13 protein-coding genes are annotated in these 15,409 nt (G+C 58.6%); 1 reads left to right on the top strand and 12 read right to left on the bottom strand.

Going from position 1 to position 15,409, the window contains the following annotated elements; genetic code table 11:
* Positions 1-25: 25 nt before the first annotated feature.
* The 7 genes from HMPREF9451_RS08865 to HMPREF9451_RS09555 all read right to left on the bottom strand — a co-directional run bounded on the left by HMPREF9451_RS08865 (position 26) and on the right by HMPREF9451_RS09555 (position 7,362).
* Positions 26-1,294, bottom strand: coding sequence for an ABC transporter permease (locus HMPREF9451_RS08865; RefSeq protein WP_009139955.1), 1,269 nt, complete (start codon positions 1,292-1,294; stop codon positions 26-28).
* A gap of 2 nt (positions 1,295-1,296) precedes the next feature.
* Positions 1,297-2,166: an ABC transporter ATP-binding protein gene (locus tag HMPREF9451_RS08860; RefSeq protein WP_009139954.1), complete on the bottom strand. Its 870-nt coding sequence runs from the start codon at positions 2,164-2,166 to the stop codon at positions 1,297-1,299.
* Between the two features lie 44 nt (positions 2,167-2,210).
* Positions 2,211-3,038, bottom strand: a complete 828-nt coding sequence (locus tag HMPREF9451_RS08855; protein ID WP_009139953.1) for a hypothetical protein — start codon at positions 3,036-3,038, stop codon at positions 2,211-2,213.
* A complete protein-coding gene (locus HMPREF9451_RS08850; protein ID WP_232204117.1) occupies positions 3,035-3,496 on the bottom strand; it encodes an RNA polymerase sigma factor in 462 nt (153 codons plus the stop codon). Before HMPREF9451_RS08850 ends, HMPREF9451_RS08855 begins: the two co-directional genes overlap by 4 nt.
* A gap of 284 nt (positions 3,497-3,780) precedes the next feature.
* Positions 3,781-6,153 carry an autotransporter outer membrane beta-barrel domain-containing protein gene (locus tag HMPREF9451_RS08845; RefSeq protein ID WP_009139951.1) on the bottom strand — a complete coding sequence of 791 codons (2,373 nt, stop codon included), beginning with the start codon at positions 6,151-6,153 and terminating at the stop codon, positions 3,781-3,783.
* 192 nt (positions 6,154-6,345) lie between these two features.
* The gene (locus tag HMPREF9451_RS08840; protein WP_009139950.1) at positions 6,346-6,597 is read right to left on the bottom strand and encodes a TIGR03905 family TSCPD domain-containing protein; all 252 of its coding nucleotides are present in this window, start codon (positions 6,595-6,597) and stop codon (positions 6,346-6,348) included.
* 90 nt (positions 6,598-6,687) lie between these two features.
* The gene (locus HMPREF9451_RS09555) at positions 6,688-7,362 is read right to left on the bottom strand and encodes a thermonuclease family protein (RefSeq protein ID WP_187364060.1); all 675 of its coding nucleotides are present in this window, start codon (positions 7,360-7,362) and stop codon (positions 6,688-6,690) included.
* A gap of 176 nt (positions 7,363-7,538) precedes the next feature.
* Between HMPREF9451_RS09555 and HMPREF9451_RS08830 the strand changes: the two genes are divergently transcribed.
* Complete coding sequence (locus tag HMPREF9451_RS08830) at positions 7,539-8,321, top strand: hypothetical protein (RefSeq protein WP_009139948.1); 783 nt, start codon at positions 7,539-7,541, stop codon at positions 8,319-8,321.
* An 18-nt stretch (positions 8,322-8,339) separates the two neighbouring features.
* Here HMPREF9451_RS08830 and HMPREF9451_RS08825 read toward each other — a convergent pair whose 3' ends face one another.
* The 5 genes from HMPREF9451_RS08825 to HMPREF9451_RS08805 all read right to left on the bottom strand — a co-directional run bounded on the left by HMPREF9451_RS08825 (position 8,340) and on the right by HMPREF9451_RS08805 (position 15,407).
* Complete coding sequence (locus tag HMPREF9451_RS08825) at positions 8,340-8,816, bottom strand: hypothetical protein (RefSeq protein ID WP_009139947.1); 477 nt, start codon at positions 8,814-8,816, stop codon at positions 8,340-8,342.
* Between the two features lie 190 nt (positions 8,817-9,006).
* Complete coding sequence (locus HMPREF9451_RS08820) at positions 9,007-11,625, bottom strand: heavy metal translocating P-type ATPase (protein WP_009139946.1); 2,619 nt, start codon at positions 11,623-11,625, stop codon at positions 9,007-9,009.
* Positions 11,626-11,628: 3 nt separating this feature from the next.
* Positions 11,629-11,991, bottom strand: coding sequence for a metal-sensing transcriptional repressor (locus HMPREF9451_RS08815; RefSeq protein ID WP_009139945.1), 363 nt, complete (start codon positions 11,989-11,991; stop codon positions 11,629-11,631).
* Positions 11,992-12,267: 276 nt separating this feature from the next.
* Positions 12,268-14,988, bottom strand: a complete 2,721-nt coding sequence (clpB, locus tag HMPREF9451_RS08810) for an ATP-dependent chaperone ClpB (RefSeq protein WP_009139944.1) — start codon at positions 14,986-14,988, stop codon at positions 12,268-12,270.
* Positions 14,989-15,020: 32 nt separating this feature from the next.
* Positions 15,021-15,407, bottom strand: coding sequence for a heat shock protein transcriptional repressor HspR (locus tag HMPREF9451_RS08805; protein WP_009139943.1), 387 nt, complete (start codon positions 15,405-15,407; stop codon positions 15,021-15,023).
* Positions 15,408-15,409 lie beyond the last annotated feature (2 nt).

The following is a 15,409-nucleotide window of genomic DNA, read 5'->3' as shown; positions in this document are numbered from 1 at the left end:
GGCGACGGCACCTGGAGACGGCGGCCTACGCCACCTCATGCCGACGAAACGCCCACGCAGAAAGCGGCACGCACGCAAGCACCATGACACCATAGACAAGCGCCATCATAGCGGGATGGTCCAGCACAAGCCCTCCCAGGGGGTACGACATATAACGCCAGAACATGGTAGGCGCCACCAGCCCCGATGTCGGAAAGAGGACCACCAGATGCGTGAGAATTCCCAGCCCGCCCGTAGGAACCATGCCCGTCAATAGCACCAGTGCCACGTCTATTGCGAAGATAGACAACACCGAACGAAGCACCGACGACAGTAGAAACGTCAAGGCCGCGAACCCCAGCGTCATCAGGTATGCAAGCCCCACCATGATTCCTGCGCACTGCGCCATCGTAAGTGCATACGGCGACGAAAGCGCCATCACCTGAGCAGGCAAGTCGCCGCCTCCCGCCCCGTATGCCCCAAGAGAAACGCCGCAGATAATAACCGCACATACCGCAAACACCGCCGTTGCAAACACGAACGAGGCCACGAGCTTCGCGCCGATGAGTTTCGTCCTGCCATAGCGCGATGCAAGCAGCACGCTATCGGTGCGTTCGCGATATTCTCCCGCGAACATAGGGGCCAGGCCCACGCATACGGCAATCATCGCAAACGCAGCGAACGCTATGCAGTCCATGATGTTTTCCCATCCGCCTGCGTAACCGTACGAAAGCGGCTCCGCCACCTGCTGCTGCTTGTTCGTCCAAAATGCACGCTCGGCATCGGAGTAGACCCACGACCCTTCCTGCCCGTCATCAAGGGTCGCCTGAACCTTTTCTTCGATCGCATCGTAAAAAGGAACCTCGGGGTCAGGGCCCAAAAGCGCCGATACCTGGATGGGCTCTTTGCCGCCCGAATTCCATGCCGAAAAAAGCCAGGGATAATATCCTGCGCCATACAGTTCGCTCCACGTTTCATCATCGTATGTTAAAGAGACCGCATCGTATGCAGCCGCGTTGCTCATCGACGCGATTTCCGAGGGGTCAAGCTCGGAAAATGCCAAGTCATAATAGGCCGCCACTTCCTCGGCAACGCGATCGCCGCTCAGCACACCCGCATGCTCCTCGGCGGCCGCCTGCCTTTGATGGATAGCGTCGAAGCCGCTCAGGATTTCTTCGGTATTGCTCGTCGTCTTGGTCTGAAGCACATTAAGGGTCATGATGGCGCAGAGCGCCAGAACGACAGCCAGGCAGGTATAGCGCGTAGACGGACGCGCGATGATTTTCTTCAGCTCGAATTTCACCAGGTCGAACATGACTACCTACCTTCCTTGAACGTGTAGAGATACAGGTCTTCCAGCGTCGGCTCTACGGAACGAGCCTCTTCGGTGGGCGCCTCGTCCGACACAACACGAACGACGGCCGCCCCATCCGACGCGTAATGCACGTTGCTTGCGCACAGTTCTTCTGCCATGCGGGCCGCCTTCTGCGCCGACGCGCGACACTCCCACACCTTCCCCGCAACGGAGGCAACAACCGATTCGGGAGCACCGCGCATAATGAGCGCCCCGCTCTTCATAAGAAGAACCTCGTCGGCGATGTATTCGACATCCGACACGATATGCGTGGAGAGCAGCACGATCTTATCCTGCGAGAACCCTGCTATCAGGTTGCGAAAACGCACGCGCTCTTTGGGATCGAGACCCGCCGTCGGTTCGTCGAGCACCAAAACTTCCGGATTGTTCAGCACGGCCTGGGCAATTCCCAAACGCTGCTTCATACCGCCCGAAAACGTGCGGATTTTGGCCTTGGCGTGGTCTGCCAGCCCAACTTCATCCAGCAAGTCCGCACAGAGGGAACGCGCCTTGCGACGTGGCACGCCCTTCAGCGCCGCCATATAAAGCATGAAATCCATCGCCGTGAAATCTGGGTAATAGCCGAAATCTTGCGGCAAATACCCTAGCAGCGCACGGTATTCCTCACCCATCGAGGCCACGTCGACACCGTTGTACGCAATGCGCCCGCTCGTCGGTCGCAAAACATCGCACACCATGCGCATGAGCGTCGTTTTACCAGCTCCGTTCGCCCCAAGCAGGCCATAGACTCCCGGCTTCAACACAGCGGAAACTCCTGCTACCGCATCCTTCTGCCCAAAGCGCCTTGTCACATTTTCGAGAGAAAGCTCCACGGTTTCCTCCTTTACCATCTAAGACTTCTCCAAACCCGCTAAGCTCATCGATTTACATACGAGGAATCGAAAGCAAGAACCCTGGGAGAGAACCGCATGTCGGAAAGCCAACGGCGCGCCTCGAAAAGCATCCATGCCGCCGCAGCAACAACGACAATCCCCCATATCCACCAGGAAGCCATCTCGTAGACCCAGGAGCACTTGATTGCCAAACCATAGGCAACCGCCACCACGATCGAACCCCAGGCCGCCGAAGCAGCGAGCGCGCCCGATGCGCCCATGCGACGTGCCGCCGCAAGGCATCCGCCCACCGTAAGAAAGTACGGCGCGAAGACCTGCGCGACGACCAAGACAACCTCGCCTTCTGCGGCGATGAGGCACGATGAGACGAAAAGCGCCACGGCGTTTGCGCATGCCAGCACCGTCATGCGCGCGGACGCAACGGACCGCGCATTGAACTTGCACGACCGCTCGAGCTCTACAAGGCCGCACATGCGCGATGCGAATATGTCGGGCAAGCCGCACACGGCAATAGCCGCACCTGCAAGACAGGCAAAAAGTCCCATCGTCCCAGACGGGTCAGCCCAGGAAACGAAAACCACAAGCGCCACAACAGCCGCCTGAAGCAGCCATGAACGGACGCCCATGAAACGCGCCTGCCCCGCAACGAACGCAGCATAATCGGCCACTTGTCCGCATCGAATCTTTTCGGCGACGGATAAGGGCATCCCGTCAAACGCAACATCCCGCTCTGCGCGAATATCGGCACATTCACGGGCGACCCTGTCCGCCACGGCCGCTTTTACCGCCGGGTCTGCGGAAACGCGGCGGGAGCGGTAATACGCCTTCAAATCGTCTTCGAGAGTCCTCACTTCAACCTCCCTTTCGGTTCCGGGGCAAGAGCGCTGCGCGCGTGCGCGAGCGCACGTTTGAGGAGCCTATTCATCGCAAAACGCGACATCCCCATGACAGAAGCCGCTTCTGCCACACCAAGACCCTGATCGAAACGCAGTTCTAAAGCCTCACGCTCATCAGGCGGCAACGAAGCTAAAGCCGATTCCAGCTCTACGGCATACGAATCGCTCTGCGACGGCTCAAGGCCTTTGTCAAGTTCGACAAAACTCGGTGCCCGACCGGCCGATCGCGCCGCATCGATACACGCATTGCGCGCTATGGTTAAAAGCAACGCAAGGGGCTTGCCCCGTTCGTCATACGCTTCGGCACGACGAACGAACCGAAGAAACGTCTCCTGCGTCAAATCTTCCGCCGCAGACACGGGGGCGTGGCGCCTGCAGTACGCCAACACATCTTCATAGTGCCGCTCAACCATGAGACGCATCGCTTTCTCGTCAAACGATGTGCTTCCTGTCTTCAAACGTTTCTCACCTCCTATCCTCTTTAACGACGAAGCGCCCCCTTAGGTGCGAATTTATTTAGAAATTGTTGCACCATCTTCGAAAGACTCCGAAAACAGGCAAGAAAAAAGGCTCCGATTCGTCGGAGCCTTTTTGCGTGCGCCCATTCGCGGAAACGTTAGGGCGAAATGCTACGTCGTCTTCTCGAGGGCAGTAGCAATCCCTCTATTCCAACGACTTTGCCTTTTCAGCGAAGCCGCTACTCTTCGCGACGCTTGCGCGTCGCAGCGGCAGCGGCACCTGCGGCCACAACGCCGGTCAGCGCAACTACGGCAACCGCGGCATTGGATGCGTCATTCGTCTTAGCGAACGTTGCGGAGCCCTTCGAGCCGTCGGCCTTCGCGGCCTGGTTCGTATCATCAGAAGAGTTGCCGCCCGCATTGCCAGCAGCCGAGCCTCCCTCGGAGCCAGAACCGGCAGCGGAGTCGGAAAGCTTCACCGTAACGGTCAGGGGGTCGACCCCGCTCTCGTCACCTTCGGCCGTTCCGTCTTTAACCGCAGTGAAAACGAAGTCGAACGTTTTGCTCGTATCGGCAGCGCCGATAGCCTTGTTCAGCTCTGCAAGATGCTTCGTGTCCACCTTCACCGCGTAACCTTGCTCGACACTCATCTCGACAAGAGCAAGCAGATCGCTCTCGGCGAGCGCGGCAGCCTTGCCGCCCTTTACGTCGTAGGAATACACGCCGTCGATAACGGAATCCTTCGCCAGAAGCTTAGCAGCAACAATTCCGAAAGAGCCGTCCTCTTGCTTTTCGAATCCAAAGCCAGGGGCGATGTATTCATCTGCAGGAGGATTACCTTCAAACACGCCTCCAGAAACCTCAGCATTTTCAGACTTATTGGCGTCATCGCTCGTGAAGATGACCTCTTGATCGCCCGTGGTCACAAAGGTTCCGCCAAGAACAACGGTCTTGCCCTGCTCGGAGTCTCCGGCCTTTACGTTGAACACAACGCCATTCGCGTCATCAGCAGGATCGAACGTTCCGCCGGTGATGGTCAGCTCGTTCCAGTTGAGAATAGAGGCTTCGGCTCCGTTCTTAACCTCTCCGCCGTTGATGGTCATCGTTCCATAGGAGTCGTTCTTGAGGTATTTTCCGCCCTCGACTACGCCACCGTTCATCGTGAGCTGCGCCGTATAGCCGGGCGTGCTCGGCGAACCCGAATACCAGCCGTTGGCAATGACGCTCGAGAAGGCGGCGGGAGAGCCGTCTGCCAGCAGCAGCTTCACCGTAGTACCGCCGTTGATTTCAAGATCGCCTTCATTGAGGATCGTGTAGTAGGAGTTACCGTTTGCGCCCGAAGCGGTTCCGGCCTCTTTGGAGCGCTCGAACGTTCCGCCGTTCAGGACGACCTTTGCGCCCTCCTCGATGGAAAGAGCCGCCTTGCCATGCGTTACATTGTCCACAACGCCGCCGCCAACGGAATCGACAACGGAGAAGTTGGCGTCCGCGCCAACCGTAATGGTGTTGCCCGTCAGGTTGGCAATCTTTTTACCCGAAAGATCGATGGAGACGGTTTTGCCCTCAGGAATAACCACGTCTTCTTCGACATCGGCGAGCAGGAACACAACCGTGCCGTCCGATGCCTTCTCAATCGCCTCGGAAACGCTTTCGTACCCTACAACGGAGCCGTCTGCATTTTTAATCGCAGCAACGTTGTTGCCGACCGCAACCAGGCTGCCATCCACCCACTGATGCCCGTCGGGGGCGGGAAGCGCCACGTTCTCGCTCTTTTCGACCTTCACCTTATCGCCGCCGGACGCAACGTTCAAGCTAGCCGCAGAAAGATCTCCACCGTTAATCGAGAGAGAAAGATCCGCATCGTTTCCGGAAGAAAGCTCGATTGCGCCCACAATAGCGCCGGCATCGGGAGAAACCGTCACGCTAACTTGCTTGTAGGACGAAAATCCGCACACATCGAATGCGACCCCGGGAGCAGCCTGGCCGGCTTTCACATTCGTGCCCGCGCCGATCGCCGTGTTGCCATTATTGTTGGACAGGGTGTACTGGGTAAGCTTGCCGCCTTCGAGGGACACGCCGTCAAGAGTCAGATTACTGTAATTCTGAATCAGGATTACAGCCTTATCGGACTTGATGGTTCCGTTCTTGAACGTGATATTGCTATTCTGGAGAAGCTGGAATCCGTTTGTCTCGGTTCCCGCCGATCCAACGGTGCTTCCATCCACCGTATAGGTGTGTCCTCCAAGGTCAAGCGTAAGATCCGTTCCGCTCTTGACCACCACTCCATTGCCAGAGACATCGCCCGTCAGAGTGACAACCGTGCCAGATGCCGTTCCGGCAGACACGGCGTCAACGGCCTCTTGCAAAGTCGGATAAGACGTTTCTCCGATTTTGATGGCGCCTTCCACCTGAGCCTGTGAAGCCTTCTGCTCCGTCGGAGCAGCCGCAGGAGTGCCCTGCTGAACGCCATCATTCGCCGCAGACTGCTCAATAGCCGCAGGCGTAGGCGCTGCCTCGTCCGCCACGGCCAACGCCGGCACACCGAACGTTGCCGCAAGCGTTGCTGACATCACAACGGAAAGAGCCTTGCCCCTCCTGTTTTCCTGCTTCATACCGAACCTCCTTGTTTGCCACCAACAACAAAACACGCAGCACACCGGTTCGCCAAGAAAAGCATCAGCGCCCAGGTCACCGTTCGTTTTACGAACAGCCTGTTTACGTAATGTGCGCTTTACCGTGAATGATACGCAATAAACAGCCAGCATCAAGGGTAATTCGGCCGAAACAGCCCACTTCTCTGCAAACTATCTTTGATTCTCCAACGCAAGTTTCAAGGCTTGGGCGAGCTGATCGGGACAGCTCGTAGGGCGCGGTCCGCATGACGTTCCCTCGAGCAGCTCGACGACGCGCTGCGCCGGCATGCCCTCAACGAGCCTGCCGATACCTTTCAAGTTCCCATTGCAGCCGCCCTCGAAACGAACATCGCGCACAACGCCGTCAACGACATCGAACTGAATGGAGCGGGAGCATGTTCCACGCGTCTTATACGAATACATAGTTCCTCCTGTTTGCCTTGTGCCGTCTTTTGAAGAAGTGGCAGCCAATCGCCCACACAGCGCCATGCCGCACGCGAAGCGAACACACCCCTAGATTGCGTAGGACCAGTCAGCACCCTCCGCCCAAAGGCCCTTATCGGCGTGGTACGCCTCGAGCTGCGACGCCTTGAAAATGGTGAAATACGCATCGTTCGGCTTATCCTTGTGAGCGACGCCATAGCCCTCTGCCAACATTTTCGCATTGAGCATTTTAGCGCGTACTTCGTTGACGTCCGTGAAGCTTGTCGGCTTCGCAATCCAGACGAAGCGAAGCAGCTGGCCGTTCTTCGTGCTGTCAGTAGTGTCCTTCTGCAAATACACCACATCGCCCACATGAAGGATCATACGAAGGTGATTTGCAGCCTGGGCGCCTTCGGCCGTGCCTTTCTCCTGGCCTGTGCCGCCTGCCTCAGGAGTGTTGATGCCAATCATTCTGACAGTCTTTTCTTTGCCGCCGACCAGCACGTCTATGGAGTCGCCGTCGACGACATCAACAAGCACCGCCTCCTCAAGCACCGTAGGCACCGTATGGCGCAACCCGAGCGAAGCCACCTCATCGCCCGGAGCGAGCGTCACCGCCTGCCGTTCGGCATGATGAATGTTGGAAAGCACCTGGTCGGTCAACACCTCGGAAGGAATGAAAGCCTTTCCGCTGGCGTATGACAGCAGCACGCCAACCACCAAAACGATTGCGGCGGCCATGGACTTCTGCTGTGTAGAGTTCAATCTCGACATGCCTGGATTATAATCGGGCATGCTCGCAAGAACTACGAGAGCCGACAAGTGAGCGCGAATTGCGTAGATGGCAAAATCCCCCGAGTCACGAACTCGCGGACGCCCGAACACATCGCGTGTCGAAAACGCCGTTGCAACCGCCCAACATTCTACAAAGAGGAGAACCCATGCAAAAAGGACATGCGCTGGTAGCACTCGCTGTCGCAGCCGCATTGTTCATGGGAGTTCCCCATTCCGCCTTCGCGGCCGATACGCAAGGCCGTTCGGGCATTGACGGAGCGGCCGAAGCGCTTCGCAACGAGCTCAGCCCCATGCTGCTTACCTACGAAAACCTTCAGAAGAAGCGCGGCGTCACAGGCAGCATCGATATCAGCAACGCGCGCGTCCAGGGATTGCAAGACGTCATGTACGACGGAAGCCCCGTCGAGCCCACCATCACGCTGAAGCTCGAAAACAAGGCGCTGCGCGAAGGAAAAGACTTCGACGTGGCCTTCGAGGGCGACAACATAAACCCCGGCACCGTCTCCGTGACCATCACCGGCAAGGGGGCCTACGGCGGAACCATAGAAACCGGATTCACCATTCTTCCCGGAGACCTTGCCTACGCCACCGTCGACGTCATTGCCGACCAGACCGAGACAGGAGAACCCCTCTGCCCCGCGCCCACCGTTGAACTCGAAGGAAAAATCCTTGTCGAAGACGTCGACTACACGGTCTCCTACGAAGACAACGTGGAAGAAGGAACGGCCATGCTCATCGTGGCAGGAATAGGCAACTGCACCGGACAGCAGCATGCAACCTTCGAAATCCTCGAAGGCCCGGAGGAAGGCCAAGAACAACAAAGCGACCTGATGGCCGCTTTGCCGTTTGTAGTGGGACCCGCCGCCGTTGCGGCCGTAGCCCTCGTAATTGTGATGATCACGCTCTTCCGCAGGAAACCTGCAAAATAACGGCCCTATCGGCCCAGGCTACCAAAGCGCGTCGTTTTCGTCTTCGTCGAAAGAACCGCCGAACGCTTCTTCGTAGGAGCCCCACGACTTAGAATCAGAAAATGCAACAAATCTATCGGTGGAGATATCCATACGCTGGCCGCTTTCGTCGAAAGAACCGCCGAAGAATTCCTGGAACTTCTCCTTCACCGCGTCGTTGGCGGGGCGGCAAAACCACACCCACGCCGCAGTAGGGCCGTTCGCCTCGTCGAAATCGGCGCCGAGCCCGGATTCCACAGGCTCGCCTTCGGCGTTCTGAATCACATACCCGTCAATGGCGAAGCATCCTTTGAAAAGCATGCGAGAAAACACGCCTTCCGCCTGATTGTCCACAGCATTCTCGCGTTCGAAGAAGTCGATCCTGCATGAAGAGCAGCTCTCGGGCTCTTCGTCCCGCTTGCCTGCCATCATGTTCGCCATCATCTGCATCATCATGCGTTCGGAATCGTTTTCCATGAGTCCTCCCCGCGTCTCGTCAGGTTCTGCCTGCGGCGCAACGTCAGCGGCGCTCGTCTTTTGCGCTCATTGCGCCATTCGTTCTTTCGAGCATACTCTAAAACGGCATCGCGATGTATCGATACCCTTTGTGCTTCTGAACGTATTGCCCAATGCGAGCTTATAAATTTCGGAGAAAGCCGCAGGTGGGTTACGCCTCCATCGAGGCTTCGTAGTCTTCCTTTACCACGGCTTCGATGAGCGTTTCGTCGGCAACGTCTTCGGAGAGCGTCACTACGGCGCGCTTCGCATCCAGATCGACATCGGCGCACTCGACGCCTGGCACTTCTTCGAGCGCCTTTTTCACATGGGCCACGCAACGGGGGCACATCATTCCTTCGACATGCAACGTCTTTTCCATGGGTTTCTCCTTCTCGTCGTTTTCGACTTCTTCATCGTTTTGGCGACGGCCCAACGTGCCATCGGCCCCGATCTCATCATGCGCCAAATATTCCACCGGCTTCCACCTGCGCAAACGAAGCGCATTGCTTACCACGCACACCGAACTTAAGCTCATGGCCGCAGCGGCTATCATGGGGCTGAGCATCACTCCCGCCCAGGCCAACGCGCCGGCAGCAACGGGAATGCAGGCGGCGTTGTATACCAGCGCCCAGAACAGATTCTGCTTGATGATACGCATGGTTGCGCGCGAAAGCTGGATGGCGCGGGCCACGTCCAGCAAGTCGCTGCGCATCAGCACCATATCGGCGGCATCCATGGCAATATCCGTTCCCGCCCCGATCGCTATGCCTACATCGGCGCGGGCGAGCGCGGGCGCGTCATTGATGCCGTCGCCCACCATGGCAACGGTGCCAGGATTCCCTTCGGCAAGGCACGCAACTTCGCGCTCCTTATCCGCAGGCAATACGCCGGCTATCACGCGATCGACGGGACATGCCTTCTGAACGGCAAGGGCGGTCCTTTCGCCGTCGCCCGTCATCATGACCGTAGCAATGCCCATGGCGGAAAGCGCCTTCACGGCCTGAGCACTCGTAGGCTTCACCGCGTCCGCCACGGCCGCCATGCCCACGACGGAACCGTCCTTCGCCACGAACAGGGGCGTAGCGCCTTCATCTGCCGCGCGCTCTCCCATAAGGGCGAACCCGTCCAAAGCGACGCCGCAGCTTTCCATAAGACGCGCATTGCCCACCATGTAGCGGGACGACCCGACAACGGCGCTTACACCACCTCCTTCGACCTGGGAAAACTCCCTCGCTTCAGGAATAGCCACCTCTTGCTCGCCCGCATAATCGACAAGAGCCTTCGCCAACGGATGCTCGGAATAGCGCTCGACCGCCGCCGCAGACGCTACAAGCCCGCGCTCGTCTGCGCCTTCAGCGCACATGAACGAGACAACGCTGGGATGTCCCTGCGTAATGGTCCCCGTCTTGTCGAGCACGACGGTCTTCACGTCATGAGCTGCCTGCAGAGCCTCGGCGGATTTCACCAGAATGCCCGAGCGCGCCCCACGACCCGTACCGACCATGATGGCCGTCGGCGTTGCCAGACCGAGCGCGCACGGACACGAAATGACCAGCACCGAGATGGCGCGCGCAAGCGCCGTCTCAAGCCCGGCCCCCATTGCAATCCATACACAAAACGCCACGAGAGCAACGACCATGACCACAGGCACAAACACGCCGCTCACTTTGTCGGCGATCTTTTCGATGGGCGCTTTCGAGCTTGTTGCCTCATCAACCATACGAATAATGCCCGCCAGCGCCGTATCTTCTCCCACGTGCTCCGCACGAAGAACCATCCAACCCGAACGGCTGACCGTCGCGCCGATGACGCGGTCGCCCGCGTTCTTCTCGACCGGAACGCTCTCGCCCGTAATGGCCGATTCGTCTACGGCAGCAGAACCCTCGATTACCACGCCGTCCACGGGCACGCTCGCGCCCGTGCGCACAACCAGCTCGTCACCCACCTGTACATCCTCGATGGGAACCTCTCGCTCTTCCCCATCCACGCGCAGAAGCGCCGTCTTAGGGGAAAGATTCATAAGAGACGTCACCGCATCGGTCGTCTTCCCCTTCGCGCGCGCTTCGAAATACTTACCCAACGTGATGAGCGTGAGAATCATAGCGGCGGACTCGAAATACAAATCCATGGCAAAAGCGTGCGCCGCCTCGACCTGCCCCGCGCCAAACGCATAGCCCATGCGATACAGCGCATAAACGCCATACAGCGTGGAGGCGGTAGAGCCCAGCGCTATGAGCGAATCCATATTGGGAGCGCCATGTGCCAAGCTGGCAAAGCCGACCTTGAAGAACTTGAAGTTGACGAAGATAACAGGCAACAGAAGCAGAAATTCCGTCAGCGCGAGCGGCAAGACGGTTTCTGCGCCCGAGAAAAACGACGGCATGGGCCAACCGAACATATGGCCCATGGAAAGGTAGAACAAAGGAATAGTAAATACGAAGGACACGATGAGGCGCGTACGCATCTGCTTGCGTTCCGCTTCGGCGCGCTGCTGCGAGCCGGTTCGTTGCGCCGAACGAGACGAAGCCCCATTTGACGACGGGCCCGCGGCCGCAAGACCGCTTCCACGAACCTCGGCGCCGTAGCCCGCATGGCTCACCGCCGCGCACACGGCATCATCTACACGCCGCATTGCCGCAGGCGTTTCGTCCGCATACGAAACCTCCATGCTGTTTTTGAGCAGATTGACGGCAACATCCTGTACGCCCTCCACAGCACGCGTCGCCTTCTCGACGCGCGCCGAGCATGCCGCGCAGGTCATTCCCGTGATGTCGAACGTCTGCTTCATGGCCTAGCCAAACCTTTTGATGAGCTGCATGACTTCGTCGACCACTTCGGCGTTGCCACTGCGAATCTGTTCGACCACGCACGTTTCGAGATGATCTTGCAGGATGATTTCCGAAATGCGCCGGATTGCCGCCTCCGAAGCAGAAAGCTGCATGAGCACATCTCCGCAGTAGCGGTTATCCTCAATCATGGCCTTCACGCCGTTGAGCTGGCCGATCGCGCGATTGAGGCGCTTCTGGATGTCCGACTGGAGCTCTGCCGCGCGTTCGGTGTCCTTGTGCCTGCATGCGCCGCATTGCTGGGTCTTGCCCGATGCCGCCGTATTCTGCTTGCCCATGCAGCACGAATCCTGCTCGTATGTTTCCATTGCATCCTCCTATGCCCCCATAGGGTATTGGATTTTTGAAAGGAGTATACCCCTTGAGGGTATATCGAACAAGCACCGAGAAATCGGGCCTTCGAAGCGCCTTTCTAAATAGCGAGAATCACGAAAGACCCACTGCGGGTGCAAACGCAAACAGGGGGCGCTCCTTTCGGAAACGCCCCCTATTCAAGGACTTCGCGGCATGTCGCCTTATTGCGATTACGCATGCGGCGCCTTAAGCGGCCTTTGCTCAGGACGACTGCTCGCCATTCGCGCGTCTTACGCCTCAGGCACCTCGTAGGAGCCGTCGGCGACATCATCATGCACGCTTTCCACAACCTGCGGCGCTTCCACCGTGCAGGTGTAGCCCTCCATGATGTCCATATCGATGATGACCTTGGAGCCTTCCAACACATGGCCCGCAATCATCTCGTTGGCAACACGGTCCACCACTTCGCGCTGAACCAGACGCTTCAACGGACGTGCGCCATATACGGGATCGTAGCCGTCGATGGCAAGCTGCTCGACAGCGGCGGGCTTGACCTCGAGGTCGATACGACGCTCGGCAAGACGCTCGCGCACCTTGGCGAGTTGCAGGTTCACAATCGGCTCGATTTCGGCAGACGTCAGCGCATTGAACGTGATTACGTCATCGATGCGGTTGAGGAATTCGGGGCGGAACGTGTTGCGCAACGCCTCGTCAACCTGGGTCTGCAGCTCGGCGATCTTCTTCGCCATAGCAGCCATGTCACCCTGCATCATATCCTCAACCATAGAGCCCATGCTCTCCTTCTGGCGGCTGAACTCGCGAATAGCCTGAGAACCAACATTGCTCGTCATGATGATGATCGTGTTCTTGAAGCTGACCACGCGGCCCTGGCCGTCGGTCAAACGACCGTCATCAAGCACCTGCAGCAGAATGTTGAAGACGTCCTGGTGGGCCTTCTCCATCTCGTCAAGCAAGATGACGCTGTACGGCCTGCGGCGCACGGCTTCGGTCAGCTGGCCGCCTTCGTCATAACCCACGTATCCCGGAGGGGCGCCGATCAAACGCTGCACGCTGAACTTCTCCATGTACTCGGACATGTCGATACGCACCATGGCGCGCTCGTCGTCGAAGAGGTATTCGGCCAACGCCTTCGCAAGCTCCGTCTTGCCCACGCCCGTAGGGCCGAGGAAGAGGAAGCTGCCGATAGGACGGTCAGGATCGGACAGGCCTGCGCGGCTACGACGAATGGCGCTTGCCACAGCGGATACCGCTTCATCCTGGCCCACGACGCGCTCGTGCAGCTTGACTTCCAAGTCCATGAGCTTAGACATCTCGCCCTGCATCATCTTGGACACCGGGATGCCCGTCCATGCGCTTACCACCTCGGCGATTTCCTCCTCGGAAACCTCCTCTTTCAGAATGGCGCCGTCGCCCTGCTTGGCGCTTACGGCTTCTTCTGCGGCAGCAAGCTGACGCTGCAGCTCAGGAATACGCGCGTAACGAATCTCGGAAGCCCTGGACAGGTCGCCCTCGCGGGTTGCCTGCTCCTCTTCTACGTGCGCGGCGTCGATGTCCGCCTTCAGACGCTGCACGCTTTCGATGACGTCTTTCTCGTTGCGCCATTCGGCCTTGCGAGCATCCAGCCACTCTTTGGAGGTTGCCATCTGGCGGCGCAGATCCTCAAGACGCTCTGCGCTCGCGGGGTCGCTTTCCTTCATAAGCGCCTGCTCTTCGATTTGCATCTGCGTATACCTACGCTGCGCCTCGTCGATCTCCTGCGGCATGGAGTCGATCTCTATACGAAGACGGCTGGCGGCTTCGTCCATGAGGTCGATCGCCTTGTCGGGCAGGAAACGGTCGGAGATGTAGCGGTTGGAAAGCTCTGCGGCAGACACAATGGCCGAATCGGTAATACGAACGCCGTGGTGGATTTCGTACTTCTCCTTTAGGCCACGCAGGATGGCGATGGTGTCCTCCACCGTAGGCTCGCCCACCAGCACCGTCTGGAAACGACGCTCGAGCGCAGCATCTTTCTCGATGTACTTGCGGTACTCATCAAGCGTGGTGGCACCGATGGCATGCAGCTCGCCACGAGCCAGCGCCGGCTTGAGCATGTTGCCCGCGTCCATAGAGCTATCGCCCGTGGAACCAGCGCCCACGATGGTGTGAAGCTCGTCGATGAACAAGATAATCTGCCCCTCGCTCTGCTTCACCTCCCGCAGCACGGCCTTCAAGCGGTCCTCGAATTCGCCGCGATATTTCGCTCCGGCAACCATAGCGCCCAAATCAAGCGCCACGATGTCGCGGTCGCGCAGGCTGGAGGGAACGTCTCCCGCCACAATGCGCTGCGCCAAGCCTTCCACGATAGCCGTCTTGCCAACGCCAGGCTCGCCAATGAGCACGGGGTTGTTCTTCGTGCGGCGCGACAGCACCTGGATGGTACGGCGAATTTCATCAGAACGACCGATCACCGGATCGAGCTTGCCCTCGCGCGCCTGCTGCGTCAGGTTCTGGCCGTACGTGTTCAGCGCGTCCAGCTCGGGCTTGCTCTGCTGGTCGGTGATGCGCGTGTCGCCGCGAAGGCTGTCGTATGCCTCCTCGATGTTTTTGCGCGTCACGCCTGCGCCGGTGAGAATCTTGCCCGCCTGGCCCTTGTCTTCGGTCAAGGCGATGAGCAAATGCTCGCTCGTGGCGTAGCTGTCGCCCATCTTCTCGGCGATCTTCACCGAATTATCGATGACGGAAATCAGGTTTTGGGTGGGAAGGGGCATGCCCATGACACCGCCCGTGACCTTCGGCCCGTTCGCAATGGCGCTTTCCACGTTCGCCTTCAGGGCGGCAGGGTCGGCCCCGACACGCTTGATAATGGCGGAGAGGTTGTTCTCCCCCGAATCGAGCAACGCCTTCAGCAGGTGGATGGTGTCCACCGACGCCGCTTCGGCATCGCCCGCAACGCCCATGGCACTCTGGAATGCCTCCTGGGCAGTCACTGCCAATTTGTCCAATCTCATGGCCGTCTCCTTCACTGAAGTTCCAATGGTTCCTAATCGTTCATGCGACGAATGCTTACGACCTGGGGCTCGGGCAGCACGAGCGCTGTCACGTTCGCCCTGGTCTCAAGCTCGTGCACACGGTCCGCCAAGCGACGAACCTTCTTGTGCAGATCGTCTATCTCTTCGTCGCGTTCTTCAAGCCTGCCTTTGAGGTCAAGAATGCGGATGACGCCGGCAAGGTTGATGCCCTCGCTCGTGAGCTCGTTGATAAGCTCGAGGCGTTCAATGTCCGCCTGGGAATACATGCGCGTATTGCCGCGTGTACGCTGAGGCGACACAAGACCCTTCTGCTCGTAGATTCGCAGCGTTTGCGGATGCACTCCCGCAAGCTCGGCGGCAACGCCGATCATATATAGCGGCCTGTTGCGGTCTTCCATGG

Origin of the sequence: Slackia piriformis YIT 12062 (genome assembly GCF_000296445.1) — a bacterium.
Lineage (GTDB): Bacteria > Actinomycetota > Coriobacteriia > Coriobacteriales > Eggerthellaceae > Slackia > Slackia piriformis.
This window is presented reverse-complemented; position numbering and strand designations above follow the sequence as displayed.

Excerpts from the sequence above, each read along its gene's own strand:
- HMPREF9451_RS08865 (WP_009139955.1), bottom strand. The coding sequence starts at position 1,294 with ATGTTCGACCTGGTGAAATTCGAGCTGAAGAAAATCATCGCGCGTCCG.
- HMPREF9451_RS08850 (WP_232204117.1), bottom strand. The coding sequence starts at position 3,496 with ATGGTTGAGCGGCACTATGAAGATGTGTTGGCGTACTGCAGGCGCCAC.
- HMPREF9451_RS08845 (WP_009139951.1), bottom strand. The coding sequence starts at position 6,153 with ATGAAGCAGGAAAACAGGAGGGGCAAGGCTCTTTCCGTTGTGATGTCA.
- HMPREF9451_RS08840 (WP_009139950.1), bottom strand. The coding sequence starts at position 6,597 with ATGTATTCGTATAAGACGCGTGGAACATGCTCCCGCTCCATTCAGTTC.
- HMPREF9451_RS08830 (WP_009139948.1), top strand. The coding sequence starts at position 7,539 with ATGCAAAAAGGACATGCGCTGGTAGCACTCGCTGTCGCAGCCGCATTG.
- HMPREF9451_RS08825 (WP_009139947.1), bottom strand. The coding sequence starts at position 8,816 with ATGGAAAACGATTCCGAACGCATGATGATGCAGATGATGGCGAACATG.
- HMPREF9451_RS08820 (WP_009139946.1), bottom strand. The coding sequence starts at position 11,625 with ATGAAGCAGACGTTCGACATCACGGGAATGACCTGCGCGGCATGCTCG.
- HMPREF9451_RS08815 (WP_009139945.1), bottom strand. The coding sequence starts at position 11,991 with ATGGAAACATACGAGCAGGATTCGTGCTGCATGGGCAAGCAGAATACG.
- clpB (WP_009139944.1), bottom strand. The coding sequence starts at position 14,988 with ATGAGATTGGACAAATTGGCAGTGACTGCCCAGGAGGCATTCCAGAGT.
- HMPREF9451_RS08805 (WP_009139943.1), bottom strand. The coding sequence starts at position 15,407 with ATGGAAGACCGCAACAGGCCGCTATATATGATCGGCGTTGCCGCCGAG.